This window comes from Dactylosporangium cerinum (assembly GCF_042653625.1).
GTDB classification, from domain to species: domain Bacteria; phylum Actinomycetota; class Actinomycetes; order Mycobacteriales; family Micromonosporaceae; genus Dactylosporangium; species Dactylosporangium cerinum.
Genome location: NZ_JBHSIU010000041.1, coordinates 791915 through 817511, shown reverse-complemented (window position 1 = coordinate 817511; position 25597 = coordinate 791915). Strand labels below are relative to the sequence as shown.

Below are 25597 nucleotides of genomic sequence, written 5' to 3'. Positions count from 1 at the left end.
GACTGGTTTGAACCATCAGGCACTGCGGTAAAACGGTAGAGCAGAGCGCCAAGCGGCGCGAAATGGCGTGCAGCCAAATGCCCATGGCCGTGCCAACCACTTGGGATTGGCAGGTCAGCGAGAAAGGATTCGCGGCGCTGCGCACACGACGGCGCTGATGCAACTGCAGGTCTCGCGGCGAGCCCGGTCGCCAGTCGTCCTGACCTTTCGATGCCCACGTCCGCTCATGCCGCCGGTCGGCGTTGTGACTCGGCGTGATCGTCACGCTGCGTACGCCGTCCCGGCGGCATGCGCTGCGGAGCCGCTGCGATGTCGCGCCGAAGAGCGTGCGCATTGGGTCTCGGTAGGATCCCGGCGTGTATTCGCTGACCGAGCTGCTCGACACCGATGATCCGGCGTGGCCCGAGATTGAGGCCGTCATTGCCGCGGCACCGTATTCGGTCGTCGTGCTCGACGCTGACACTCGGCGCGCCGATCTGGAGTTGCTCCAGGTGCAGGTGACGACGCGGTCCTGGCTGGGTGCCGTAGTTCACCGCAGCGGCGGTCTGGTGCTGGATCACGGATGGCTCCGTGTTCTCGGATCCGGGAGTGAGCAACATCTGCTCGCCAGCCTCGGCGAAATCAATGAGGGCGTCGCCGGCCGACTGGTCGTTGCGCAGGACGTCTTGGGAGGACAGTTCGCCTGGATGCCCGGCCCGAGCGGCAAGCCGACGATCTGGTACCTGGCGCCGGACACCCTCCGGTGGGAGGACACCGCGCGCGGTTACGGCGACTGGCTCGCTGCCATGATCAGTGGTGCGATGAATGGCTTCTACGAGGAGCTGCGCTGGCCGGGATGGGCTGACGAAGTCGCCGCCTGCCGCCTCGACCAGGCCATCAACGTGTTGCCGCCGCTCTGGACCCGGGAAGGGAAGGACCACAACGCGGTATCCCGCCGTCCCATCCCGATGTCCGAGGCAATGTCTCTTATCGGCGCGGCCAACACCAGCCCGTAGGGACGGCCCTGCGAGCGAGCGCGCTTCATCACGTTTCCACACATGCCGCAGAGATGGCGCGCCCTGTCTTCGCTGCCCGCCACCGTGCGTGAGCCGCACACGGGCCGACAATACGTGAGCCGATCCTCGCCGAGAGGTGGCGCCCAAACTCGGCTCTGGCGCAAACTGCGTGATTGATCTTGGTTGGCTCGCGGGGCGTTCCGTAGGCTTACGAGTCTGTGATCGCTATTCCCGGGAGAAGGCTTGCGCGCGAAGATCACGTGGAGGAGTGGCGAAGCTGGCGTTGTCGTCACCTGCGATGACGAGCTTCGGCAAGCATTAGCGGACGTGGAGCGGGACGCAGCATGTCAGCCTCTGATCGCTGAGGTGACTCTTGACGGAGGCGACTCGCTGTCCATCGGGTTGGGCCGTGAGGTCTCAGTCTTGAGCTACGTGGCGGCATCCGGGAATCCGCCGTACTTCAGCAGCCAGGGATCCTCGTGGGCGCGAGACGGCAACGGCGTGGTCTTCTACTACTACGGACACTGGTCGGAGTTTCCTCCGTCCGCTGCGGTGCCGATCGAGGACGCTGTTCAAGCAGTCCGCTACTTTTGCCAGCATGGCGGACTGTCACCGCAGTTGCAGTGGGTTGAGGTGTAGGTCTGTCCGCAGCTGCACGAGCTGGTCCTGGCCGAGCTGCGTGCCGCCGGCCGCCTCGATCTGTCCGCGGCGATCGTCGACTCGTCGCAGCTGCGTGCACTCAAAGGGGGCAGCGCACCGGTCCGAGCCCGGTCGACCGGGGCCAGCTGGGCAGCAAGCACCACCGTGATCACCGACGCCGCCGGAATCCCCCTCGCGGTCACGCTGACCGGCGGCAACCGAAACGACGTCACGCAACTGCTGCCGCTCATCGACGCGATCCCGCGGGTCCGGGGCGTGCGCGGCCGGCCCAGACAACGACCGCGCCGCATCTACGCCGACCGCGGCTACGACCACGACAAGTACCGCCGCCTCGTCCGAGCCCGCGGCATCGTCCCGCACATCGCCCGCCGCAACACCGGCCACGGTTCGGGGCTGGGCAAGCACCGCTGGTACGTCGAACGCACCATCGCCTGGCTACACGCGTTCAAGAAAGTTGCGCCTGCGCACCGAACGCCGCGCCGACATCCACGAAGCACTGATCAGCCTTGCCTGCTCAGTGATCTGCCTACGCCAGCTCATTCTGAACTGATCTCTAAGCGACCAAACGGCCAACCGTACCGAATCGACACACACCGACAATCGGTACGAGCCGACCAGCGGCCGTAGCGTTGGCTTGCTGAGCTGCCGCTACTGGGCGCGGCACGGTTGAATTCAGTCGCCGGAGCTGCGCTCCACCCACACCCCCTCAACCCACGCCGGGGCGATCGCGTCGGCCGGCGAACGGTCACTCATAGTGGTAGCGGCACTGCACGATCTGCACCATGTCGTCGACGATCCGGTACACCAGGCGGTGCTCCTGGTCGATGCGCCGGGACCAGAACTCCGACCAGTTGCCGCGCCGCCGCCCTTGACCGCCCCGACCAGCGGGCACTCGTCGAGCTCGCGGGCGACGGCTCGGAGGCTCGCGCGGTGACCTATCGCGAGGCCGATCGGCTGGTCCGGGCGATGGCCGCCGAGATCGCCGGTCGCAGCGCTCCCGGGGACCGCGTGCTGGTGATGCTGCCCAACGGCGCGCCGTTCGTGCTGGCGTTCTTCGCGTGCCTGTACGCCGGGGTGATCGCGGTGCCGGTGCCGTACCCGGACTCTCCGTTCGGCGGCAGGCGGCTGCTTGAGCGGATGCAGCCGATTGTGGAGGACTCCCAGCCGGCGCTGGTGCTGTCCACCACGCAGTACGCCGGCGAGCGGTTCGGCTCCGCGATCGCGATCGACGTCGCCGGCATCGACCCGCAGCTTGCGGCGGCCTGGACCGGGCCGCCGATTGCGCCGTCGACGACGGCGTTCCTGCAGTACACCTCGGGCTCCACCGGCGCGCCGAAGGGCGTCATGATCAGCCACGGAAACCTGGTGGAGAACGGCCTCGCCCTGGCCACCGCCACCCTGCCTGGCCGGCTGGACAACGCTCCGAACCCGGGCACCGCGGTCAACTGGATCCCGCTCTTCCATGACATGGCGTTGGCCAATATCGCTGCCATAGTCATCCTGCGCGGCGTCTCCGTGCTGATGCAGCCCTCCACCTTTCTGATGCGTCCGGAACTGTGGCTGCGCAGTATCCAGCGGTACGACGCGTTCACCAGCAGCGCGCCCAACTTCGCGTTCGACCTGTGCGCCACGCGCATTCCCTCGGAGCGGCTGGCTGGGCTCGACCTGAGCCGCTGGCGCTACGCGATCAACGGCGCCGAGGTGGTCGATCCGGCCACGCTGGACCGGTTCGCGGCAAGATTCGCTGAGTACGGCTTCGCCCGTTCGGCGTTCATGCCGTCATACGGACTCGCCGAGGCGACCTGCTACGTCAGCGGTCACCGCACACCGGACGACGCCGTCACGACAACCGTCGATGTACGGTTGCTGGAGCAGGGCCGGACGGTCGTGCCCACCTCGGCGGACACAGGACGCCGGCTCACCGCGTGCGGTCGGGTGCCGGAGAACGTCAGTGTCCGGATCGTGGACACCGAGTCGGGCAAGGAGTGCCCCGAGGATGGCGTGGGAGAGATCTGGATCCGGGGTGGCAGCGTCGCGCGGGCCTACTGGGGCCGGCCGCAGGACAGCGTGGCGAAATTCGATGCCGGGATCGCCGCGGGCACCGAGCTTCCCGGAGAGATTCAGCGGGAACGGTACCTGCGCACCGGCGATCTCGGCTTCATGCACGAGCATCAGCTGTACGTCGTCGGACGTATCGACGACGTGATCATCATCGACGGGCGCAACGTGTACCCGTCCGACATCGAGCAGACCGTCGAGCGTGCGCACCCTGCCATGGCCGGCGGCCTCAGCGCCGCCGTCGCCCACCGGTCCATGGGCGGTACGGCGGTCGCGGTCGTTGCGGAGATCGCCCGCGGCGTCCGGCTCGACCGCGGCGACGCGCCGGCGACGCCCGGACCCGGACGGGTCACCACCGCCACTTCCGTCGCCGACGTCGTGCGGGCGATCCGGGAACTGGTCGCCGTCGAGCACCAGATCGGGCTGGCCGACGTGGTGCTGCTGCGGCCGGGCGGACTGCCGCGCACCACGAGTGGCAAGGTGCAGCGCCGCCGGTGCGGCGACCTGCTGCTGTCCGGGGAGCTCAATGCCTGGTGATACTGGGCTCGGTGGCCGGTTCTGGACGTTGTGGACCGCCTCGACGTTGTCGACGCTCGGGGACGGGATCCGCTATGTCGCGTTCCCGCTCCTGGCCGCCGGACTGACCGACGACCCGCGCGGCATCGCCCTGGTATTCGCCGCCGGCTATCTGCCGTGGCCGCTGTTCGGGCTGGTCGGCGGGGCACTGGCGGACCGGCTCGACCGCCGGGTCCTGATGTGGCGGGTCGATCTGGTCCGGGCGGTGCTCGTCGGTGCGTTCGCCGCCGCGGTGCTGGCGCAGGTCCCCGACATCTGGTGGCTGGCCGGGGTGTCACTGACCCTCGGCGTGGCCGAAACCATGTTCGACAACGCCGCCACTGCGATGGTGCCGATGGTGGTCGGCCCCGCCGCGCTCGACCGCGCCAACGCCTGGCTCTTCGCCGCGCAGACGGCCGCGTCGACGTTCGCCGGCGCGCTGCTCGGCGCGCTGCTGTTCCGTATCGCCCCCGCGCTGCCGCTGTGGGTCGACGCGGTGACGTTCGTCCTCGGCGCGGCCCTCGTGTGGACGCTGCGCGGCAGGTTCACCGCCCGCCACGAGGGCACGCCGGTGACCAGCCTGGCCGGTGAGATCCGCTCCGGGCTGCGGTGGCTGGTGCGGCACCCCGCGTTGCGCACGATCTGCCTGCTGGCGGCAGCCATCAATGGCTCCGTGGCCGCGGTCGAGGCGGTGCTTGTCGTGTACGCCCTGGACGTGTTGCACATCGGTGAGTACGGCTACGGCGTGCTGCTGGCGGTCCTTGCCGTCGGCGGCGTCATCGGATCCGCGGTCGCGCCCTGGCTGCGTGGCCGGCTCGGGGACCGGGTGCTCATCACCGGCGGTGCCGCCGGCCAAGGCGTCGCACTGCTCGCCGGCGGGCTCACGTCGAGCCTGCCGGTCGCTCTGGCTGCCCTGGCCTTCGCCGGGCTGTCCGGCGGGGCGTGGAACGTCGTCGTCGTCTCGCTGCGTCAGCGGATCGTCCCGTCCGAGCTGCTCGGACGGGTCACCAGCAGCTACCGCACCGTCGGGCTGACCGCGATGCCGGCCGGCGCGGCCGTCGCCGGGTTCATCGCCCACGGCGCCGGGTTGCACGCACCGATGCTCGTGTTCGGCGGGCTGCTCGTCGTCGCGGGGTTCGGCGCGCTGCCGTGGCTGCAGGGCCTGGCGCGCGCGACACCGGTCACTGCGCTTGAAGGAGAGTCGTGATGGTCAACGGTTCTGACCGCCCGCCGCGCGACGCCGGCGAACAGCACGGCCCGCCCGCCCTGGCGCAGCTGCGCCAGCGGGTGCGCACCATGCCGCCGGCGCAGCGTGCAGCACTGTGGCACCGGCTGTGGTCGCGCGGTGTGCCGACGGCGGGCCTGCTCGACGACGCGCCGCCCGGTGAGGGCGGCGAGCGGGCGGCCCCAGCGTCGTTCACCCAGCGTCGAATGGTGATCCTTCACCAGCAGGACGCCCGCAGCGCCGCCTACAACAGCCCCGCGCCGGTCCGGGTCACCGGGCGGTTCGACCGCGGGACCGCCGAGGCGGCACTCAACGACATCGGGCGGCGGCACGACGTACTGCGTACCCGGCTGCCGATCGTGGAAGGCATACCGGTGCAGCGCATCGCGCCGCCCGAGCGGCGGACGCTGCCGCTGGTGGACCTGAGCGGCCTGACGCGCGAACCGGCCCGGCGGGAGGCCGACCGCCTGGTCCGCACCGAGCAGGGGGACCCGTTCGACGTCGCCGGCGGGCCGCTACTGCGCTTCCACCTCGTCCGGCTGCCCGCCGAGGAGTCGTTGCTGCTGCTGACGTTCCACCACGCCGTGATCGACGGCTGGTCGTTCAGCGTCTTCGCCCGGGAGTTCGCGGCGTTGTACGGCAGCCACCTCAACGGCACCCCGGATCCGCTGCCGCCGGTGACCCTGCAGTACGGCGACTACGCCCGCTGGCAGCAGGACTGGCTGGAGACCGAGGAGGCGGACCAGCAGCTCGCCTACTGGGTCGGCAAGCTCATCGGTGCGCCGGAGATCCTTGCCCTGCCCACGGATCATCCACGCACCGCGGACGTGAGCCGGCGCGGCGCGGTGCACGAGTTCACCATCGGACCACGCATCTTCGGTGATCTCGCGGGCCTGGCCCGGCGGCACGGTGCCACCCCGTTCATGGTCCTGCTCGCGGCGTTCCAGGTCGTACTCGCGGGCTACAGCGGTCAGCGGGACATCGTCGTGGGTACCGCCGTCGCCAACCGCCGCTTCCGCGAGTTCCACGATCTGCTTGGGTTCTTCGTCAATTCGGTCGCGCTGCGGGGCAGACCGGACCCGTGGCTCACCTTCGCCGAGTTCGTCGACCAGATCCGCGACACGTGCCTGGAGGCATACGCCAACCAGGACCTGCCGCTCGACGTGCTCGCCCGGGAACTGCACCCCGGCCGCCGGCTCGGGCAGAACCCGATCTACCAGGTGAACCTGGCCTATCACAACGTCCCGGAGACGATCACCGCGGCCGAGGGCGTCGACATCACCCCGCTGGACCTCAACCACGACGGCGCCCGCTTCGACCTCGACCTCACGGTGCTGGAGACGGCCGACGGCCTGCAGTGCCGGCTCATCTACGCCGCCGACCTGTTCCTGCCGAGCACCGTCGCCCGGCTCGCCTCCTCGCTGACGACGCTGCTGAGCACCGCCGTCGCCGTGCCGGACACCCGCCTGGACCGGCTCCCGCTACTTGACGCGGCACTGCGGCGGGAGGCGGTCCACCATGCGGCCCCCGTCCGCCCCTCCATCGCACCGGACCAGCCGGTCCATCGCCTGTTCGAGCGGCGACCCGGACCTGCGCGAGCTGATCCGCCGGACCCGCCGTGACTGCGTCGCCGCCCTCGCGCATCAGCAACTGCCGTTCGAGCAGGTGGTCCGCGCCGTGAGCGCCGGGCGCAAGGGCCGGCGGGCGCTGTTCCAGCTCAAGGTGTCGCTCAACGAGACCCCTCTGGATCGCGTGGCGTTGCCCGGCGTGCACGTCGAGCCGATCGACCTGTTCAACGGTGTGGCCCGCAGCGAGCTGGATCTGCTCCTGCGCGAAGACCACGACGGCGGCCTGGTGGGAGCGCTCGAATACGACGCCGAGCTCTTCGACGACGGCACGGCGCGGGCGCTCGCGGCCGACTACCTCGCGGTCCTCGACGCCATGGCCCGCCGCCCCGACGACCGGATCTCCACCCTCCTGCCCGCACTCCGAAAGGACCTGCCGTGACGAACCCCGCCGTGACAAATCCCGCGCAGGGCGCGGCCGAGCCGGCCGTGCAGACGGTCGTTCACGTGTTCCAGGAACTCCTCGGCGTCGCCCCGATTGATGCCGACGAGGACTTCTTCGAACTCGGCGGGCATTCGCTCCTGGCCCAGCAGCTCATCGCCCGGGTGAACGCACGGCTGGACACCCGGCTCGAGCTCGCGGCGCTGTTCGACGGCCAGGCAACCCCGGCCCGGCTGGCCGGGCTCGCCGTCGAGGGCATGCGCGCGCCGTCGCGTGCCCTTGTCGTCCTGCGCGGCGGCGGTGCCGTCCCGGTGGCCTGCGTGCCGCCGGCCGGCGGTGACCTGGTCGGCTTCCACGACCTGAGCCTCGCCCTCGACCCTTCGTGCACGATGTGGGGCTTCGCCGCACCGCCGCTGCCCACCCCGGACGCCGCGCAAGGAGTGGCCGAGCTGGCCGCGCTCTACGCCGCGGAAACCGAGCGGCCCGGCGTCGACGGTCCGCTCGTGCTGCTCGGTTGGTCGATGGGTGGCCTGGTCGCGCACGAGACCGCCCGTCTGCTCGCCGAGCGCGGACGTTCGGTCGCGCACCTGATCCTCGTCGACACCTACTCCGCCGACGTGCTGCCGCAGGACGACGACTTCGGCATCGCCGAGGGCCTGGCCGAACAGATCGGGCGACTGACAGGTCGGCCGATCGACCCGGCGCGGCTGCGCGGCCGGCCGCTGGACGAGGTGCTGCGCGCGGCCCGGGCGATCGCCGCCGATGCCGGTGTCGACCTGGTCGACGCCGACTGGGAGCAGCTGCGGCGCAGCGTCGACCTGGTCCGCGCGCACGTGCGCGCCGCGCGGGAGTTCCGGCCGGGTCGCTTCGACGGACCGGTGACGCTGATCCAGGCGGAGCAGACCGATGCTGCCATGCGTGCCGCCGCCTTCGACGTATGGCGGTCGGCCTGCCCCGGCCTCGACCGGCCGACGGTGCTGCCCGGCGATCACTTCTCGCTGTTCCGCACGCCCGACGTGTACGCACTCGCCTCGGTCATCGCCGCCGTTGCGGGCCGGCAGCAGGCATACGGATGACTGCCGCCGGCCGCCCCGTACCACGGGCCGTCATCGTCAACGGACATCCCGAGTCGCTCGCGAGCGTGGCGACCCACACCACGGCGCTCGAGTTCCCCCGCGGTCGCGGGCTCACGGGCGGTAAGGAGGTCTGCGCCGAGGGCGAGTGTGGCGCCTGTGCGATCCTGGTGGCCCGCCCGGGCGTGGCCACGCCGACCGAATGGGTCGCGGTCAACGCCTGCCTGGTCCCGGTAGCCGGGCTGGACCGTCAGGAGGTCGTCACCGCGGAGGGCCTCGGGACGCCGGCCGCCCTGCACCCGGTTCAAGTGGAGATGGTGGAGCACGGTGGCTCCCAGTGCGGCTACTGCACGCCCGGTTTCGTCTGCAGCATGGCCGCCGAGTACTACCGTCCGGACCGCGCGGACGGGCAGCCGGGGCCGGAGCGCGGCGCCAACGGCTTCGATCTGCATGCGTTGTCCGGCAATCTGTGCCGCTGCACCGGTTACCGGTCGATCCGCGACGCCGCGTTCGCACTCGGCGCACCGGCGCCCGACGACTCGCTCGTCGCCCGGCTCGCGTCGCCGGCGCCCGCGCCCGTGGTCTCGGCCTTGGAGCACGAGGGCCGCGCCTTCGTCCGGCCGGCCACGCTCACCGACGCCGTCCGGCTCCTGCACGACGACCGGGACACCGTCGTGGTCGCAGGCGGCACCGACTGGGGTGTCGACGTCAACCTCCGCGGTCGTCGCGCCGAGCGGGTCATGGCCATCGACCGGCTGCCCGAGCTCCGCGGCATCACCGCCACCGCCGACCGGATCGAGATCGGTGCGGCCACCACGTTCACCGAGATCGAGCGCCGCCTGGACGGCCGGGTGCCGTTGCTCGCGCAGATGCTTCCGCACTTCGCCTCCCGGCTGATCCGCAACACCGCGACGCTGGGCGGCAACCTCGGGACGGGCTCGTCGCGGTAGGAGAGGTTGTACCGCAGGTACAGCCGGACCGCGACCATGATGACGTCCGGCGGGAACCGGAACCCGGAGAACGCCGACCGTGCCGGCAGGGCTGGACGCCAGCGGTTGGAGACCTTCACGACTCAAGCGTGCCCGACCAGGGCAACACTCAACGCAACGGAGCCGATGGCGGCAAGTGTGGAGGCCGGCGTGCCGCCGTCCCAGACCCGGATGACGACACCGGCCGCCACTTCGCGCCGACACGCCGCGAACGCCTCGCCGTCCCGGTGCAGGAGGTGAACGAGATGATCGCGATCCATCAACCCAAACTACCGAGGCCTACGCCTCATTCGGTCGTTCCACAACGACCCACCCCGACCAGCCGTCGAGCACCGAGCCCCGAGCGGAGCTCCATCAGCGGCTACATGACAGTGCAGCTGATCAAATGTTCGTGGTGGTCGGCACAGTGGCTCGAGCCCGGGCGCATCAGACTGGCCAGGTGATCACTGCGGTTGACGGATGGCCGGTGGGCGAAGGCATCGATGATCTCGCGGCGTATGCGATGGCCCAGGGCGCGGAGGGCTACGACGTCCACGAAGTGCGCCTCTGCCGGTGCGCCGTGTGCGGCGGTCAGGTTTTCGGGGTCCATGGCGACATCGAGGAGCGCGCGGTGCAGCGTATCTGCCGCGACTGAGCACTTCATCGCGGACAGCGGCGCGTACTGGGACCAGATGAAGCTGGCCTTCATGGTCTGCGAGTGCGACGGTGATGGCGACGAAGAGCACTTCAATGTCGCCGTGGGGTATTTCCTCTACGCCGACAACGCGGGCATCCGCGCGTTGTCGGTCACGAGTCGCTGCGTCGCATGTGGGCGGCTCGGCTACTGGATCGACTGGATGGTCCGTACCGGCCGCATGGAGCTGCTGGATCTTGCGTAGGTCCGTCGGGCAGCAGGAACGGCTCATCTCGGCACCGGCGCACCGACCGCAGACCCACCCGTCATCCTGCGAAAAGTGGCGGCTATTGGAGGGCCGCGTGCGCGATCCGCGGCTACCGGACGCCGGTTTGATCAGTGGCAGTGCCTCGCTGACCGTCTGGGGATACGGTGCGTTCGGATGGTCGGTGCTGGTTGATCCATGCATAGCTGTGGGTTCATCTGATGGTGCTGTGGTCGGCGGCCGCGGCGCCGATCTCGAACTGGTGCGCCCGGATCGCCACCATCGCCAGGATCTCCGGCTGGCCGGTGTCGTAGCGCTGCCGCAGCACAGCGGTCCAGATCTCCTGCGCGGTGGCGATGAGGCTCGCGTCGGTCGTCTCGGGCTCCGCCGGCGCCGGCTCGACGAACCGAAACGCTTCACCACCGAAACCGTCTACGCGATCACCGATCTCCAAACCCACCAAGCCAAACCATGGCACCTGGCCGACTGGATCCGCGGCCACTGGTCGATCGAGAACAAGGTCCACTGGGTCCGCGACGTCACCTACGACGAAGACCGCTCCCAGATCCGCACCGGTACCGGACCCCAAGTCATGGCCGCCATCCGCAACGCCGCCATCGGCGCCCTACGCCTCGACGGCACCACCAACATCGCCGCCGCCAACCGCCACTACGCCCGCAATCCCAACCGCTCGCTGGCCCTGCTCGGCATCACCTAACAACGTGCCAGGGTCATACTCGGCGCCATGGACGACTGGGATTCGGTGGCGCGGGCCGCACAGGAGCGTGGTGACTGGGATGAAGCCATCGCGGTTGTCGGCTCCACTGCCGAGTGTTACAGCCCGGACCCCTACCTTCACAACGCACACCTGCGGCACATGGACCTGCTCGCGAAGGCGGGGCGGCTCGATGAACTCGCCCGCCGGGGCGAGAGCGATCGGTGTGCACGCCGACGGCTGGACCGCCTGCTGTACGAGCAGGGGCGCGGCAGCGACCTCCGACATCGCGCCGAACGCGGCGACAAGACCGCGTTCTACATGCTTGTGCGCCTGCTCCGTGATCGGGGCGACGAGACAGCGGCTCGCCAGGCGGTCGCCGACATCGATCAAACAGACGTGTACGCGACGCAACTCGCGCACGAGCCGCGCACGCGCGTTGAGCGGAACGGCAGCGATGAATGACAGTGATCGACACTTCGGGCGTCATCGAGCCGACTTTGCCGGGGCCCTGGTAGGGTCCGCCTCCGGCGGTCGCTCGGCGATCGACCCCGGTCTCCTGTTCGGCGCCGGCGCCACCGTCCGTGCGCTGGCCGTCGGTAGCCGTGCCCAGTTCGCCGAAATGAACCGCACCATCGCGGCCCATCGCCTCAGGCCCGTCATCGACCGCGTCTCCCCTTCGCGGAGGCCGCCGCCGCGTACCGCTACTACGAGTCGGGCAGCCCGTTCGGAAAGGTGGTCATCCGGACCAGGTAGCGGACGTGTCGCACAGGCTGCATCCCCGAGCACAGCTGACTCCGCGCAGGGCCTTGAACGTGGTCTCCGGACGAACCGCAGGCGAGCGCCCGAGCCGCTGCGGCCCGGAGCGACCAGGTGGCAGCACCGCCCTGCGGCAGGTGGGAGGGGCGCCGACCGCGCGGCTCGCGGGCATCGACCACCGTACAAAGCGCAATAATCTGCGCATGTACCTCACGACAGGCGGGCCCACAGCGTCCGGTCGGGCGGCGGCGACCGGGGCCGGCGCACGCCGTCGTGCCGGGCACTGCGTCTGCGTCCTGGCCGCCGCTGTGGCCTGCACACTGATCGCCGCGTGCGGCGGACCTGCCCGGCCGACGCAACCGCCGCCCGCCCCGACGATCCCGGCGCCGGCCCGCGAGTCGTCCCCGCCCGCCGCGGGCGACACGTCCCCGCCGGCACCGCCGAGCCCGTCCACGGCCGCCGCGGCTCAGCTCCCGCCGGGATTCGTCTCGCTGCCCGACATCGATCCCAGCATCCTGACCGACATCCGTTACGCCACCGCCCACAACTTCGTCGGCCGGCCGATCACCGGCTACCAGCGGCCACGCTGCCTGCTCACCCGCCAGGCCGCCGAGGCGCTGCACCGGGTGCAGACAACCGCGCTCAGCAAGGGGTACAGCCTCAAGGTGTACGACTGCTACCGGCCCCAGCAGGGCGTCGACGACTTCGTGCACTGGGCGACGACAGCCGACCAGCGGATGAAGGCGGAGTTCTACCCCGAGGTCGACAAGTCCGTGCTGTTCGACGACGGGTACATCGGCGGGCCCACCGCGCACAGCCGGGGCAGCACGATGGACCTGACACTGGTCGCCACCCCGTCGCGCGCGGAACCCTCCTACCGGACGGGCGAACCGCTCCTGCCCTGCACCGCGCCGGCGGCGCAGCGGTTTCCCGACAATGGCATCGACATGGGAACGGGCTTCGACTGCTTCGACCCACTCGCACACACGATCACCGCGGGCCTGAGCGGCTTGGCGAGGAACAACCGGGCGCTGCTCACCGGCCTGATGGCACAAGGCGGGTTCACCAACTACCCGAAGGAATGGTGGCACTACACGCTCGACAACGAGCCGTATCCAAGCACATATTATGACTTCCCGGTGGCGTAGCGACACCCTCGCACCGGCGAGGAGCATCCCTGCCCGTTCGCCGACCGACCGGTCGCCGCGTGCACCACGTGGATCCGCTGCGGAGTGGCCGGAGGGCGGGGATGATCGAGCCGTGGAGGTACTGAGCAGCCGCATTCTGCTGCGCCCGGCCGATTTCGGGCGCAGCCGGAGCTTCTACCGCGACATCCTCGGCCTGGCGATCTACCGTGAATTCGGACCGGCCGAGCACCCGGGCGTGGTCTTCTTCCTCGGCCAGGGGCTCCTCGAATTGTCCGGTTCGCACGATGAGCCCGGCGGACCGCTGCAGTTGTGGCTGCAGGTCCGTGACGTCCGGGCCGAGTACGAGCGCCTGCGGGCCGCGGGGGTGACGGTCCTCCGGGAGCCCCGGCGGGAGTCGTGGGGGCTGGTCGAGGTGTGGATCGAGGACCCGGACCGCGTGCCGATCGTGCTCGTCGAGGTCCCTGCCGACCACCCGCTGCGGCGCGACCCGCGATGACCGTCGGCGCCGGCGCTCCGGACGGCCGCAGCACCGCAACGCGAGCCACCGCTGCCGCTGCCGCCACCTGCCGGCGCAGCTGATCGGCTCAGCTGCGGCCGGCTCCGGACGACCGCGCGTCGCGACGCCCCTCCTCCCGCCCGACCCAGGCGGCGCACTCCTCGATCGCGTCCACGAGCAGCGCGCGCAGCAGGCGGTCCCGATGCGGCGTGCAGGTCGCGGCGACCCCTTCCACCGCCGAGCGGACGGCGTGCGGCGCGACCCGCCGGCGGAAGGCCGCCGCCGATGCCGCAGGCACGCCACGGGTGAACTTCCCGGCCCACCGGGTGGCCCTGGGGGCCTGCGCCAGCGCCTCCTGAGAGCGCTTCTCCAGCGTGTCCGGCGACCGCCCGTCGAGAACGGCGAGCATGTGATCACAGGCCAGCACGGAGACCGCCATGGCGCACTGCCGCTCCGCGGCCACGACCGGCAGCGCCGCCGTCGCCAGCCGGAGCGCGATCCGCGCGTCGACGCGCAGGTCGGCACTGACCAACCCGATCACCGACGGGACCAGGCCGGCCAGCTGCTGACGGCCGGCATCGGAGGTGTTGTCGTTGACGAGACGGGCCACCCCGGCGAGCAACGGGTGGGTGCAGACCGGATGGTCGCTCCACCGCCCACCGGCCAGAAACGACGCCAGCTCCATGAAGCAGGCACCCTTGCCCGGATGGCGATGCTTGCCTCGCGACAGCATCGGAACCGCGTCCGGCGCCCGGACATCCTTCATCAGCACGGAACACCTCCTGGCCGACACCACCGTGGCCGACACCATCCACTGTTCTCTTCCCCGCGCCCCGCGCCAGTAACTCGGCGTGTTCGACTCATCTACCGGTCTTGCGCGCGCCTTTCGTGCTCGGCCCGACATGCACATTGAGATGATGCCGGAGCGCCTGATGCCATGTGGCAACGACTGTGCGACGTCGCGCGGACGATGCCGCCCCGCCGGCGCCGCGCCGTCGCGATCACACTCATCCTGCTCACCAGCGCCGTGTGGGCGGTGAACTCCGCACCACTGAGACAGACCACGCTGCCGCCCCTGGAGCCGGTGTCGCCGCACGACGAGCACAGCCCCCCAGCCGACGCACTGCTCGCGGATCTGCGGCGCGGCCACTACCACCCAGCGATGCAGCGCTTGGCGAGCCTCACGGCCGCCTACCCCGACGACCTGGATCTGCGTGCTGAGCGTGCGGCTCTTTACCGGCAGGTAGGCAACTTGGTTGAAGCCGGACGCTGGGGCTTCCTCACGGAGGATGCCACCGAAACGGAGATTGCCGCATTCGAGAAGGCCAATCCTGGTGCCTGGATGCGCCTGCTCGTGTTGAGGGTCAATACAGACCCGACAGACAAGCTCGCGCCGGTGGCGAGCGCTCGTTTGGCGCGGTTGATCGAACGGGCCAGCCAGGACGGCCCGGCGCCGGTGGCTTGGACTGAGGCCGGCCGGCCCCGGCCTCAGTTCCCCGGTTCATGGCGCGACGAGCTTCTCTGCCTGCTGGCAGCGGTGGTAGGACTGATCGTCGTGACGCTGGCCGTCCTCGGACTGATCACCGTGATCCGGTGGGCACTGTAGGCCCACTGCCCGCAGGCGATCCGAACCGAGGCGTCGTGAGGGTGTGCAACTGCCTATCTCCCTCCGGGCGGTCGCTGAGGTTGGCGAGCAGCCGATGGATCGCCGGCGCCGCGGATGCGTCGCCCCGTTCGCTCATCGGCTCCTTGTCCGGACGCCGACTGGGCCAGCTCGCAGTGACGTTGCGTAGCGAGCGGATCGCGGCAGATGAGGTAACCAAGATCGTCGAGGTGCCGGTCTATCCTGCCAGTCGACGGAGCGCTGTCGCTGGATGAGCGGAGGTCAACTTCTGATCAACTTCTGTGGCTCATCGCCCTGACCGGCCCACATGGGCCACGGGACAGCAACCGCCCGCTGGCCCGGTTCAGGGGCTCAGCTCGCCGACCGCCTTGAGTGCCTCCTCGAGTGCGGCCTCGGCCGGCGGATCGGGCAGTGTGCCTCGACGTGCGGCGAGCCTTGCGAGGAGGTCCGGCCGGGCCAGCCAATCGGTTACCTGGCCGGGGCCGGGCCTGACGGTGCCGTAGGCACCCCCGGGTCTGCCGACCTCGAGGAACGCGTTCCACACGCGTTCCCCTCTACGTATGCGGGCGATCTCTCGGGCATATTCGGCCAGGTTGGCGAGCGTGACCGCGTCGCCGGAGCGCTCCCAGTGCCTGAGATAAGAGCTGAGATCGTCCTCGATCAGCATGATCCCGGTCAGGACGGGCTCGAAGTGAGCCAGGTGCACGCCTTCGGCGAGGGCGGTCCGCCAGTGCGCCATCGCCAGATCCCGCACCGCTGCCTGTTCGGCGGCCGGCCACGTGGCGAATGCGCCGTACGCAAGGTGCCCGTAGACGATCTCGACATCGGGAAACTCGAAGCCTTCCGTTGCGGCAATCTCCAGGATCCGAGGGAGAAAGTGCTTCAGGTCGCCGAGGTCACCCCACAACATCAGCGAGTCCGCGACGTACCGCTCGAGGTCGTTGGGGGTCAGGTCGCGCAGCGGCACTCTATGCAGCGCCTGTTCCTCATCGGCCGTGTGGCAGTGCAGGCACGGGTCGGTCCATTCCCGCAACGGGTAGCCGGCGAAGCTCTCATACAGCAGCATCACGGCCTCGCCGAGCATCCGGCTGGACTGCTCGACCTCATCCATCGGCTCACCGTAGGCAACGCCAGCCGCTCCAGTCGAAGGCTTTTCGCTTCCCGCGCAGCGTGACCCCGGCCAACCGAATCCCGGCGACCCGGCCACTGCCATGATCACGTGTACTCATCTCGGCTATGAGTGCTCCTCGTTGCGGCCCGTTGACGGTCACGCGGCGTAACGATCAACGCATGACTCCGCACGCGCTCAGCGGTATGTCCGGAAACGTGATCAACGTGGTGCCCGTGCCCTTGTGCGGATTTGACCAAGCTGTGAAGATCTCGCGATGGACTCGATAGGGTGGCAGAGATCGCGCCCGGCGAGTACTCCCTGTGCCTGGAAGCCGGAACGACCGACGTTGACCATGTGATCCATGAACTTGGTCATGAGGCGAACGGCTACTTCTGGGAAGGGATTGTCGAACTGCTGGTCACCACCGAGGCGCCGACGCTTGACGGTCGCTTCGAGTCAGATCCCGAGGGCGGCGCGTTCTACGCATACAGCGGCGATTGTGCCGCGCTCGAAGACCTGGCCATCAGGCTCCGGGCTGTAGCGGGGGACGAACAACGGCTCCGGGAACTCGTACGTCTCGCCGAGACCGTCGGGTTCGAGTTCGACGACTGACGGCGACTGCGAGGTCGCCATGAACTGCGGCCCGGACGAGGTCTACGGCTGATCAAAACCGTCCAGGGTGGGGCGCATCGAGACTTCCGGGATGTCAGAGGCTGGTTCGGAAGGTTATATCCGTTTCGGAGTGAGGGTGAAGAGGCGGCAGGAGGTCGTGAACCGCGCCCGTGCCCGGATCCGAGTCATCGGCGAACGCGCCGACGCCACCCTCAAGGACTGGAAAGTCCTGCCGACAACTTGGCGCTCGGGCGCGACGGTGCGTGCGTCAGAAGTATGAGGCGGACTTCACCCGGCCGCCCTCCAGGTACAGGTTGACCCGGTTGCGGCCCTTGGCGTCGGCGTTTATCAAACCGCCGCAGTTGCCGTCCTCGCCGAGGACGCGGACCAGGACTCCGCGGCGTCCGGCCTGCGACTGTGCTTCGGCGAGGGTGAGCCCCACATAGTCCGTGGCGAAGTTCCCGGGTTCGAGGTACGGGCTGGTGACGTAGCAGTCGTGCACCACCATGCCGAATTTCTGGGCCTGTAGCACGCTGTCGCGCGCCCGTACCGAGGCATCGTACCGTTGCGACTCGCCTCGGATCATCCACCAGGTGCAGCTGGTGAACACGGTGACGACCGGGTACGGCACGTTCGGCCCGGAGAACGTCAGGGTGACGCCCGCCGGATCCGGCTCGCAGGGACCCTGGTAGCCATTGAGCGGCACGGTGGAATTGAGGTCGTCGACGAGGAGCTGGACCTGCCCCGGATCGCTGACCGTACGGCAGTCGGCGCCGTGGCAGGCACTCACGCCCGTCACGTCGAGGGGAACGCGCCCGGCGAGCCGACTGGCCGACACGCTCGGCGCGGCGACCTGCGGCCCGGGTCCAACCGACCGGGTGCTGAGCGCGACCGGCACTGCGACCGCGGCCACGGCCACGGCGGCGGCCGCCGCCGCGCCGCGACGGATGGTGCGGCGCCGGCGCCAACGCGCGGTGATCGTCTCGAACGGGGGCACCTGGTCGGGCCGGTGCCGCTCCACCGACTCGGTAACGAGGGTACGCACAGCGTCTTCAGGCATGATCGTCGATCCCTTCCCGGAGCATCGGCGCGAGCGCCGCGTGGCCGCGGCTCAACCGTGACTTCACCGTGCCGACCGGAATCCGCAGCTCATGGGCGATCTCCGCGACGCTCAGCCCCACGTAGTGATGCAGCACGACGACCGCGCGCTGGGCCTGGCTGAGCGCCGCGAGCGCACGCCGCACGTCGACCGAGTCGCCCGAGGGCCCGTCGTCGACGTCCTGGCGCCCGTGTCGCCACAGAGCCCGCAATCCGTTGCGCGCCTTGCGGCGGCGGTTGGACAGCACGCCCAACGCCACCCGGCGCAGCCAGGCCTCCGGATCATCGTAGGAGCCGACAGTCGACCACTTCCCGATCAGCCGGGCGAACGCCTCCTGAACCGCTTCCTCAGCGTCGGCCCGGTTCCCGGCGATCGCCCCGACGACGGCGACCAGCCGGGCGTAGCGGGCGCCGTATAGATCTCGTAGCGCGTCCGGTGGTGGTGTCACATCAGTTACCCCCGCGAGACCCCGTTCCGGTTCCATCCAGCTTCCGGGTGCTGGCGCGCCGAACGCTAAACCATGGTGCCGCAGGGAGTCCGTCTCGACTTCGGCACGCCGCGACCTTGAGCCTTTTCATCGTGATGGCCCTGGTCGTACGGCCTACGACGGCGGCGACTGAGGCAGGGACGGACATGGATCGGGGCTCCCGGTAAGACAGCGGTCGACCAAGATCCAATACTCTTGCCAGAGAGTCCCTCCGGCAGATCCTGACCGGGACGAAACCCGGCCTCTTCACCCTCACCTCGAACGGACATAACCTTCCGAACCAGCCTCTCAGTCTTCGCAGGATCAAGTGCACTGACATCGGCAGGACAGCAAGCCTCGGCGTCGTCGCTTCCCTTACCGATGGTGACCAGCACGGGCGTGCCGACATGCAGCAGTTGCGGCAGATCAGTGCATGCAATGGGTTTCGGCTACATCGGTGCCGGTTCGTCGGCAACATACATCGGGCTCAGCTCGTGGAATGCTTCATGAGCCCATCGCCTGTGCATGGGGTCGGTGCAGGTTTCCAGAAATGCTCGCGCCGCGGCGGCGATCCGCTGACGATGTACCGCCAGCTCCGGGACTCGTACGAGCACCACCGCCGCGGTGATCGCCTCCTGCCGAACATCGGCGTGCGGGTCGTCCAGAAACGCGGCGGCGGCGTCGTACATCCGGGGACGAAGCTGCCGGACCGTGTGCCATGCCGACGTCGGGTACTCCAGCGGTGAGAATCCGGCGAGCTCGACGAACTCGCGCTCGCTCACGTCACCGACCGCGTCGGCCACGGTCGACAACCAGGCCAGCAGGTGGCCACGCAACGGCCGGAGCCTGCCGCACGGGCTCCGGATCAAGATATCGCCGCCCAACTTGAGATCCAGCAGCGCCAGCGCGTACAGCACGGCCGGCGCCGCTGGCCGGAACACGTTCAGATAATCGATGAACGCGGTGCACAGATGCGCCAGGCCCATCGTGATGGCCTGCGGATCGTCAGCGGTCAGGCCTTGCAGCAACGCCCGCCTCTCGGCGTCCAAAGACCAATGATCTTCCGCCGGGCAGGCCCGGACGATGTCATCGACCATGTTGCGCAGGTCAGCCTGCTTCTCGGCCACCGCAGCATGATGACACAGCATCGACGAGCCTGTGACGGTGCTGTATCCGCAGGATGATCTTTCGAGCCCATGCACCATTGCCCTGAGCGCGTGCACTGTCATCGGCAAAGTCGTGCACGCTGCCGCTGGCCCAGCCGCGACGGACAGTGACTGCCGCATCGGTGGACATGCGATGACAGCGGCATGAGCGGATGCGCCGACCCCTCAGGGCGTTGTGTCCGAATAGACCTCGACGTCATAGAGGAGGCGAACTGGTTCGCCATTCATGACGCCGACGAAAACCGGCTCACCGGCCGGAGTCCACCCACGTCGCCACGCCTCATCCCGAGCCGCCTCACGAGATTCGTGATGAACCTTGTCTACGCGGTGGAGCTCCATGACCCTCCGGGCGGTGGCGCGATCACTCGCGAGCTGAACGCGGAGCAGCGGCATAATTACCCCTCGTAAAGTTAACGTTGTTAAAGTAACCTACCGACGTTAACTTAGGTACGCCACTCGATTAAGCTCCGACTGTGCCGATATCCAAGCCCGAGGCCACCTCGATCTGGTTGCGTCGCCCCCTCCCCACAACACGCTCCTCTCCGCTGAGTCGGATTCGGATCGTGGACGCGGCCGTGGACATCCTTGACCGGCGCGGAACCTCGGGCCTGACGATGCGCAGCCTGGCCGAAGGCCTCGACGTCACTGCCACAGCCCTGTACTGGCACGTCAACACCAAAGAAGACGTCCTCGACCTCGCGTTCGACCACATCTTCGGCGAGGTGGCACTCCCCGAGCCCACCGAATGGCAGCACGACGTCCGGCATCTGATGAAAGCGTGGCGTGCAGTCCTGCTCCGACACCCGTGGGCACCGGCCTGGATCGGCCGGCCGGTGCTGGGACCGCACGTCCTGGCCCGTACCGAATTCCTGCAGTCGGCGCTGTCACGCGGCGGACTCACCGACCTGCATCTAGCGGTAACAACCCACCTACTTGCCAACCACGTTATCGGCTCGGCACTGACCGAGGCGACCTTCCGCCGAACGTCCGACCCCGGCCTGCGGCTCGACGCTCGACGCCACATCACAGCGGATCCGACCGCCTTTCCTACCCTCAACGCCTCCGGCCACCTCGATGCCAACCGCTGGAACGACGACGAACTGTTCGAACGTGGCCTTGACGCCATCCTCGCCACCACACACACCAAAAATGCGACCGCACCACACCCAAATACAAGCAGTCGAGCCACGCACTGACATCGGCACGAGCGAGCGCCGCTGCTGCGCTCGATGCACCGACCCGCCGTCACGAAGCGTGCCGACCTCCGAGTTGACCGCCGCGCGGGACCTGCGGCAGATGTGCGCACCTCATGGCGGCCGCAGAGAGCACGTGACGAGCTTGACGTCCTGGAGACGAATGCCGCGGACTGGACCGATGGCGCGGGGTGGTTTATCGGGTGGTTGACAGTGACGACGGGTCAGGCACAGGCCGGACCTTGCCACGATCTCGTTTGTGCGGAGCAAGCGCCCTGTCTCGGCCTGTCTGGGCCTCGTCGTCGCCGCGTTCGTCGCCGGTGCCGGTGGCTGTACGAATGTCGCCGAGCCGGTCACTGTCGAGCCATCGGTGTCGCCATACGCCGCGTCCCCAGCCCGCCCCACGACGCTCAGCGTCGTGGCAGCGGGGGACCTGTTCGTGCCGCCCGACCTGACCGCACAGGCCGCCGCTGACGCACACGCAGCCGGCAAGCCTGGCCACGACTTCACACAGATTCTCGCTGCGGTCGCCCCGACCATTCGGCCGGCCGATCTCGCGGTCTGTCATGTGGAACAACCGCTCGCCCCACCAGAGGGCCCGTTCACCGGGTATCCGACCTTCAGCGCGCCCCCGCAGCTGGTCGACGCCGCGGCCGGCGCCGGCTTCGACACCTGCTCCACCGCCTCGAACCACACACTGGACTACGGCGAGCAAGGCGTACGGCGCACGCTGGACAACCTCGATCGGGTGGGACTGCACCACAGCGGATCGGCGCGCTCCGAGGCTGAAGCCGCCAGGCCCAACGTCTTCAGCGTACGCGGCGTGAAGGTCGCGCAGCTGGCCTACACGTTCAGCTTCAACGGCATCAAACGGCCGCCGGACAAGCCGTGGATCGCCAACCCCATCGACGTCCCGAAGATTCTCCAGGAGGCGCACGCGGCCAAACAGGCCGGCGCGGAGATCGTCATCCTGTCCATGCACTGGGGGTGGACCGAATACCAGAACGCGCCGGACTCCGACCAGATCAACCAAGCCGCGAGGCTGCTCGCCAGCCCTGACGTCGACCTGATCATCGGCATGCACGTTCACGTCGTGCAGCCGCTCGAGAAGATCGGCGACAAGTGGGTCGCGTACGGCTTGGGCAACCTCTTGTGTCGATTCTCAGACGGCGCGCCAGAGAACACCCAGGACTCGGTCGTGCCCCGGTTCACGTTCACCGAAGTCGCCCCCGGAACCTGGCGGGTCACCGACGTCGCGGTACACCCCATGTTCATGGCATACCACCCGCAGGCCCGCTTGGTCGACGTCGCGGCAGCGGCCAATGGCGTCGCGCCCGGCACCGGCTACGCCCGCGTCCTGCAGCGCATCTCCGGCTACGTGAACATGCGCGGCGCCGCGGCCGCAGGGCTACGGATGGTGGGCCCGACCGGTCACTGAACCGCGAGACTCCCTCTGCCAGTGCAGTAGGTGGTTAGGCGCACGCCTCGAATTCGGCCGACGTGGCCGGGGTCGTGTCGGTGCAACCGCTGCGTCCGCATACACATGCGTAGGGGAACGCCGGGAGGGTCGCTCCGATGTGCCGCTCGTGCGCCACGATCTGACGATAGACGACGGCGTTCTCATGGCGTCGTCGTGACGACAGTTCCCGCCCTGGCCGAAGCCGCCCGAATGACGCCGTGGCCGTGTTGACGGCTTCACGCACCGCTGCCAGTACACAATCCCAATCAACGTCGGTCGGAACCTCGACGACGGCACTCCCGGCATCCAAGGCCGCGGCTCGAAGCCGTGCGCCGATCAGCTGGTCACGCTCGACCAAGGCCTCGACCCGAAGGCGGGCCGCGTCTTCCCCTGCTACGAGCCGTTTCAGTCTCGCCGTGCGCGTACGCTCGGCGGTGGTGATCAGCCAGATCGAGTCGATGGGCGACCACGTCGCCTCCGCCCCCGGGCGGAGTTGCGGCCCTTCGACGAGCGTCGGTACCCCCGGAACCTGTGCCGCTCGGACATCGCCCATCACGGTAGGAAGTCTGAGTGCAGACGAGCGGTCGAACTGCAGTTGTCGAGCTGTCCGGCAGCGCCGTAGCGGGGGTTGTGCTGGGCGAACGCCGTCCGATTCCTCGGCGGTACGCGGAGTCGAGGTGGGGCCCGCATGCGTCCCCTGGTCCTGCTTCATTATCTCATGGGCGCCAATTTTGACTACAATGGGTAGTGGCTTTTGGATTGTCCGGTGACCGCTACGGTGCCCGGCATGCTTACTGGTGACGAGAAGTTCGTGCGTTCCGGGCGACTGCGGTTGTGGACCGAGCGCTTCGGTCGGCCCGGTAACCCCACCGTCCTGATGATCATGGGTACGTCCACGCAGGGCATCGGCTGGCCCGACGAGCTGGTAGAAGCTCTAGTGGACAATGGTCGGCAGGTGATTCGGTTCGATCACCGCGACACCGGTCTCTCCGATGCCGTCGATTTCACGACGCATCCGTTCGCGCTCGCCGACATGGCAGCCGACGCGGCCGCAGTCCTGGATGGTCACGGCGTTACCGCCGCGGACATCGTCGGAATCTCGCTGGGCGCGGCGATCGGGCAATGGCTTGCCGTGCACCAAGGAGCCCGCGTACGCACGCTGACGGCGATAGCTTCCTCGCCGATGGGCAACAATCCCGGCCCGGCGTGGGCGCTGGCAGTGGCAGGTCAACCCGCTGCGGCTGGCGAGTTGCCGCCCCCGACGGCACGGTTCCTCAACCACCTGATGGCCTCCGCGACCGCGCCTCGCGCGACGCGGCGCCAGCGCATTGACGCCGACGTACAGACCTGGCGAGTCCTCAACGGCGACGTCCTGCCCTTCGACGAGGCCGCCGCGCGGCGTTTCACCGAACGCTGCTACGCCCGGACCGGCAACATCACTGCCGCGTTGAATCACGACCTCGCCGGGCGCCGCTTCGGCGACGACCGCCGTGCTCCGCTGTCCGCCGTCACTACCCCCGACGTTGGTCGTGCACGGCAGCGAGGATGTCCTGTTCCCGCCCGCCCACGGCGAAGCACCCGCGGGACAGATCCCGGGCGCGCAACTGGAGGTGCTGCCCGGCATGGGGCACCACCCGTTCTTCTCACCCGGTCCCACACCGCGGATCGCCGACCTGATCATCCGTCACACGACCGGACGGCAGACGGCGTAGCCGGCGGCGGATCGAACGAGGGGAGAATCTGATGGATGCCGACGTGATCATCGTGGGTGGCGGCCCTGTCGGGCTGTTGCTGGCCGGTGAATTGATGCTTGCCGGGGCGCGCCCGGTCGTGCTTGAGCAGTTGTCCGAACGCAGTACCGCGTACAAGGCCAATGCTTTGACCGGTCAGGTCGTCCGCTTCCTCGACCACCGGGGGTTGTATCAGCCCTTCGGTGGCCGCGGCGATCGCCCGCAGCCCGCCCCGGCGTTCCTGTTCGGCGCGCTGCCGTTGAGACTGTCCGGCCTGCCCGGCAATCCGCTTCACGGCCTGCAGATCCGTCAGGCACGCCTCGAATCGCTGCTGGAGCAGCGGGCCAGCGATCTCGGCGTGGACCTGCGACGTGGACACCGGTTGCAGGAACTACGTCAGGACGACGACGTCGTGTCCGTGCGGGTGCAGGGCCCTGACGGCGGCTACGAGATGCGCACCCGGTATCTGGTTGGATGCGACGGCGCCCGCAGCGGGGTGCGCAAGAAGATCGGTGTTTTGTTCTCCGGCTTCACCGATCCAAGCGCCATCTCGCGTGCCGCACATGTGGTCGTGCCGGCCTCATCGATCAGCACTGACACTGCGGCCATCGTCCTGCCGAGCGGTGACCGAATCGGTCTGTACGCCTGGCACCGCACCGAACGGGGCGCCTACGTGGTGGTGCCGCACGAGCCGGGCGTAGTGATGGTGTCGGTGATCGAGTGGAACGGGCCCTCGATCACCGACGAGATACCCGTCAGCGTCGACGAGGTGCGCGCCAGCCTGCACCGGGTCCTCGGCCAGGACCTGCCGCTCGCCGCACCCACCACCGCAGGGCCGCACCTGCTGCGCCGCGGATTTGTCACCAACACCCGGATCGCCACCTCGTACCGTCACGGCCGGGTGTTCCTCGCCGGAGACGCCGCCCACGTGCACCCCTCGGTCGGCGCGCCCGGACTCAACCTCGGGCTGCAGGATGCCGCCAACCTCGGCTGGAAACTCGCCGCACAGGTGCACGGCTGGGCGCCACCCGGACTGCTCGACAGCTACGAAGCCGAACGCCGTCCCGCCGCTGAACGCGTCACCATGCAGACTCAGGCGCAGCTGGCCCTGATGTCTCCCGGACCCGCGATCACCGCCCTGCGCCAGGTCGTCGCCGAACTGCTGGAAACCCCCGGCGTCACCGGGCAGATCGCCGACCTGCTGGCCGGCTCGGACGTCCGCTACCGGATGCATCCCGGCACACCCCATGAATGGACCGGCCGGTTCGCCCCCGACCTCGACCTCAGTATCGGAACCCGCGCCACCCGTCTCGCCGAACTCATGCATGAAGGCAGGCCATTACTGCTGGACCTGATCGGCTCCCGCCACCTCACCAACCTGACCAGCCCCTGGCGCGACCGCATCGACCTCGTCACTGCCCAGACATCGACACCAAGGGCCGCCGATGCCCTACTCATCCGCCCGGACGGCTACGTGGCGTGGGCTCTCGGCCCGAACGGCACCGACGGCCTCCCCGACGCGCTGGCAACCTGGTTCGGCGACCCCAATCTTCCCGCATGATCAGGTGAGCGATCATCG

At 69.0% G+C, this 25597-nt stretch carries 27 protein-coding genes and 3 pseudogenes; 22 read left to right on the top strand and 8 right to left on the bottom strand.

What is annotated here, in order from left to right; all coding sequences use genetic code 11:
- Positions 1 to 356 precede the first annotated feature (356 nt).
- From ACFPIJ_RS32975 to ACFPIJ_RS32965, 3 genes are all read left to right on the top strand, one after another.
- Positions 357 to 995 (top strand): DUF2625 family protein, encoded by a 639-nt coding sequence (locus tag ACFPIJ_RS32975; RefSeq protein WP_380120844.1) that lies wholly within the window; start codon positions 357 to 359, stop codon positions 993 to 995.
- A gap of 243 nt (positions 996 to 1238) precedes the next feature.
- Positions 1239 to 1634 (top strand): Imm1 family immunity protein, encoded by a 396-nt coding sequence (locus tag ACFPIJ_RS32970; protein ID WP_380120843.1) that lies wholly within the window; start codon positions 1239 to 1241, stop codon positions 1632 to 1634.
- 12 nt (positions 1635 to 1646) lie between these two features.
- Positions 1647 to 2282 carry a transposase gene (locus ACFPIJ_RS32965; protein WP_380120944.1) on the top strand — a complete coding sequence of 212 codons (636 nt, stop codon included), beginning with the start codon at positions 1647 to 1649 and terminating at the stop codon, positions 2280 to 2282.
- 118 nt (positions 2283 to 2400) lie between these two features.
- Here the strand turns inward: ACFPIJ_RS32965 and ACFPIJ_RS32960 are convergent, their stop codons facing one another.
- Positions 2401 to 2547: a Txe/YoeB family addiction module toxin gene (locus tag ACFPIJ_RS32960; protein ID WP_380120942.1), complete on the bottom strand. Its 147-nt coding sequence runs from the start codon at positions 2545 to 2547 to the stop codon at positions 2401 to 2403.
- Positions 2548 to 2573: 26 nt separating this feature from the next.
- On the opposite strand from ACFPIJ_RS32960, the pseudogene ACFPIJ_RS32955 reads away from it, so the two are divergent.
- The 6 genes and pseudogenes from ACFPIJ_RS32955 to ACFPIJ_RS32930 all read left to right on the top strand — a co-directional run.
- Positions 2574 to 4250, top strand: a pseudogene (locus ACFPIJ_RS32955) (fatty acyl-AMP ligase); the annotation flags it as partial.
- Positions 4240 to 5475: an MFS transporter gene (locus ACFPIJ_RS32950; protein WP_380120841.1), complete on the top strand. Its 1236-nt coding sequence runs from the start codon at positions 4240 to 4242 to the stop codon at positions 5473 to 5475. The pseudogene ACFPIJ_RS32955 and the gene ACFPIJ_RS32950, both read left to right, overlap by 11 nt.
- Positions 5475 to 7115, top strand: coding sequence for a condensation domain-containing protein (locus ACFPIJ_RS32945; protein WP_380120839.1), 1641 nt, complete (start codon positions 5475 to 5477; stop codon positions 7113 to 7115). Before ACFPIJ_RS32950 ends, ACFPIJ_RS32945 begins: the two co-directional genes overlap by 1 nt.
- Positions 7012 to 7500, top strand: coding sequence for a condensation domain-containing protein (locus ACFPIJ_RS32940; RefSeq protein WP_380120837.1), 489 nt, complete (start codon positions 7012 to 7014; stop codon positions 7498 to 7500). Before ACFPIJ_RS32945 ends, ACFPIJ_RS32940 begins: the two co-directional genes overlap by 104 nt.
- A complete protein-coding gene (locus tag ACFPIJ_RS32935) occupies positions 7497 to 8576 on the top strand; it encodes a thioesterase domain-containing protein (protein WP_380120835.1) in 1080 nt (359 codons plus the stop codon). The genes ACFPIJ_RS32940 and ACFPIJ_RS32935 overlap by 4 nt, the downstream gene beginning before the upstream one ends.
- A complete protein-coding gene (locus tag ACFPIJ_RS32930; protein WP_380120834.1) occupies positions 8573 to 9523 on the top strand; it encodes an FAD binding domain-containing protein in 951 nt (316 codons plus the stop codon). The genes ACFPIJ_RS32935 and ACFPIJ_RS32930 overlap by 4 nt, the downstream gene beginning before the upstream one ends.
- Positions 9524 to 9645: 122 nt before the next feature.
- Here the strand turns inward: ACFPIJ_RS32930 and ACFPIJ_RS32925 are convergent, their stop codons facing one another.
- On the bottom strand, positions 9646 to 9822 hold the full coding sequence (locus tag ACFPIJ_RS32925; RefSeq protein ID WP_380120832.1) for a hypothetical protein: 177 nt from the start codon (positions 9820 to 9822) through the stop codon (positions 9646 to 9648).
- A 125-nt stretch (positions 9823 to 9947) separates the two neighbouring features.
- Here ACFPIJ_RS32925 and ACFPIJ_RS32920 point away from each other — a divergent pair, with 125 nt between their 5' ends.
- The 6 genes and pseudogenes from ACFPIJ_RS32920 (at position 9948) to ACFPIJ_RS32895 (ending at position 13558) form a co-directional block, all read left to right on the top strand.
- Positions 9948 to 10196, top strand: coding sequence for a hypothetical protein (locus ACFPIJ_RS32920; RefSeq protein ID WP_380120829.1), 249 nt, complete (start codon positions 9948 to 9950; stop codon positions 10194 to 10196).
- Between the two features lie 37 nt (positions 10197 to 10233).
- Positions 10234 to 10440 carry a hypothetical protein gene (locus ACFPIJ_RS32915; RefSeq protein WP_380120827.1) on the top strand — a complete coding sequence of 69 codons (207 nt, stop codon included), beginning with the start codon at positions 10234 to 10236 and terminating at the stop codon, positions 10438 to 10440.
- Positions 10441 to 10921: 481 nt separating this feature from the next.
- A pseudogene (locus ACFPIJ_RS32910) lies at positions 10922 to 11158 on the top strand (ISAs1 family transposase); the annotation flags it as partial.
- A gap of 27 nt (positions 11159 to 11185) precedes the next feature.
- Positions 11186 to 11620 carry a hypothetical protein gene (locus ACFPIJ_RS32905; RefSeq protein WP_380120825.1) on the top strand — a complete coding sequence of 145 codons (435 nt, stop codon included), beginning with the start codon at positions 11186 to 11188 and terminating at the stop codon, positions 11618 to 11620.
- Between the two features lie 497 nt (positions 11621 to 12117).
- Positions 12118 to 13062, top strand: a complete 945-nt coding sequence (locus ACFPIJ_RS32900) for a M15 family metallopeptidase (protein ID WP_380120823.1) — start codon at positions 12118 to 12120, stop codon at positions 13060 to 13062.
- A gap of 112 nt (positions 13063 to 13174) precedes the next feature.
- Positions 13175 to 13558: a VOC family protein gene (locus tag ACFPIJ_RS32895; protein WP_380120820.1), complete on the top strand. Its 384-nt coding sequence runs from the start codon at positions 13175 to 13177 to the stop codon at positions 13556 to 13558.
- A gap of 88 nt (positions 13559 to 13646) precedes the next feature.
- On the opposite strand, the gene ACFPIJ_RS32890 is transcribed toward ACFPIJ_RS32895, so the two are convergent.
- Positions 13647 to 14324, bottom strand: coding sequence for a hypothetical protein (locus tag ACFPIJ_RS32890; protein ID WP_380120818.1), 678 nt, complete (start codon positions 14322 to 14324; stop codon positions 13647 to 13649).
- 171 nt (positions 14325 to 14495) lie between these two features.
- Between ACFPIJ_RS32890 and ACFPIJ_RS32885 the strand changes: the two genes are divergently transcribed.
- The gene (locus ACFPIJ_RS32885; protein WP_380120816.1) at positions 14496 to 15164 is read left to right on the top strand and encodes a DUF6584 family protein; all 669 of its coding nucleotides are present in this window, start codon (positions 14496 to 14498) and stop codon (positions 15162 to 15164) included.
- Positions 15165 to 15525: 361 nt separating this feature from the next.
- On the opposite strand, the gene ACFPIJ_RS32880 is transcribed toward ACFPIJ_RS32885, so the two are convergent.
- Entirely contained in the window at positions 15526 to 16293 is a 768-nt protein-coding gene (locus ACFPIJ_RS32880; RefSeq protein WP_380120813.1) for a hypothetical protein, read from the bottom strand.
- Between the two features lie 288 nt (positions 16294 to 16581).
- On the opposite strand from ACFPIJ_RS32880, the gene ACFPIJ_RS32875 reads away from it, so the two are divergent.
- Together ACFPIJ_RS32875 and ACFPIJ_RS32870 are read left to right on the top strand one after the other, a co-directional pair.
- Positions 16582 to 16905 carry an Imm51 family immunity protein gene (locus ACFPIJ_RS32875; protein ID WP_380120811.1) on the top strand — a complete coding sequence of 108 codons (324 nt, stop codon included), beginning with the start codon at positions 16582 to 16584 and terminating at the stop codon, positions 16903 to 16905.
- Positions 16906 to 17053: 148 nt separating this feature from the next.
- A pseudogene (locus ACFPIJ_RS32870) lies at positions 17054 to 17137 on the top strand (IS5/IS1182 family transposase); the annotation flags it as partial.
- A 36-nt stretch (positions 17138 to 17173) separates the two neighbouring features.
- Here ACFPIJ_RS32870 and ACFPIJ_RS32865 read toward each other — a convergent pair.
- The 3 genes from ACFPIJ_RS32865 to ACFPIJ_RS32855 all read right to left on the bottom strand — a co-directional run bounded on the left by ACFPIJ_RS32865 (position 17174) and on the right by ACFPIJ_RS32855 (position 19597).
- Entirely contained in the window at positions 17174 to 17965 is a 792-nt protein-coding gene (locus ACFPIJ_RS32865; protein ID WP_380120809.1) for a hypothetical protein, read from the bottom strand.
- On the bottom strand, positions 17958 to 18488 hold the full coding sequence (locus tag ACFPIJ_RS32860) for an RNA polymerase sigma factor (protein ID WP_380120807.1): 531 nt from the start codon (positions 18486 to 18488) through the stop codon (positions 17958 to 17960). The genes ACFPIJ_RS32865 and ACFPIJ_RS32860 overlap by 8 nt, the downstream gene beginning before the upstream one ends.
- A 431-nt stretch (positions 18489 to 18919) precedes the next feature.
- Positions 18920 to 19597 carry a hypothetical protein gene (locus ACFPIJ_RS32855; RefSeq protein ID WP_380120805.1) on the bottom strand — a complete coding sequence of 226 codons (678 nt, stop codon included), beginning with the start codon at positions 19595 to 19597 and terminating at the stop codon, positions 18920 to 18922.
- 602 nt (positions 19598 to 20199) lie between these two features.
- On the opposite strand from ACFPIJ_RS32855, the gene ACFPIJ_RS32850 reads away from it, so the two are divergent.
- Entirely contained in the window at positions 20200 to 20832 is a 633-nt protein-coding gene (locus ACFPIJ_RS32850) for a TetR/AcrR family transcriptional regulator (protein ID WP_380120802.1), read from the top strand.
- Between the two features lie 415 nt (positions 20833 to 21247).
- Positions 21248 to 22267, top strand: coding sequence for a CapA family protein (locus tag ACFPIJ_RS32845; RefSeq protein ID WP_380120800.1), 1020 nt, complete (start codon positions 21248 to 21250; stop codon positions 22265 to 22267).
- Between the two features lie 34 nt (positions 22268 to 22301).
- Here the strand turns inward: ACFPIJ_RS32845 and ACFPIJ_RS32840 are convergent, their stop codons facing one another.
- The gene (locus tag ACFPIJ_RS32840; protein ID WP_380120798.1) at positions 22302 to 22844 is read right to left on the bottom strand and encodes a hypothetical protein; all 543 of its coding nucleotides are present in this window, start codon (positions 22842 to 22844) and stop codon (positions 22302 to 22304) included.
- A gap of 231 nt (positions 22845 to 23075) precedes the next feature.
- On the opposite strand from ACFPIJ_RS32840, the gene ACFPIJ_RS32835 reads away from it, so the two are divergent.
- Both ACFPIJ_RS32835 and ACFPIJ_RS32830 read left to right on the top strand, forming a co-directional pair.
- Positions 23076 to 24032, top strand: a complete 957-nt coding sequence (locus ACFPIJ_RS32835; RefSeq protein WP_380120796.1) for an alpha/beta fold hydrolase — start codon at positions 23076 to 23078, stop codon at positions 24030 to 24032.
- Complete coding sequence (locus tag ACFPIJ_RS32830; protein ID WP_380120795.1) at positions 24032 to 25579, top strand: FAD-dependent monooxygenase; 1548 nt, start codon at positions 24032 to 24034, stop codon at positions 25577 to 25579. The genes ACFPIJ_RS32835 and ACFPIJ_RS32830 overlap by 1 nt, the downstream gene beginning before the upstream one ends.
- Positions 25580 to 25597: the final 18 nt, after the last annotated feature.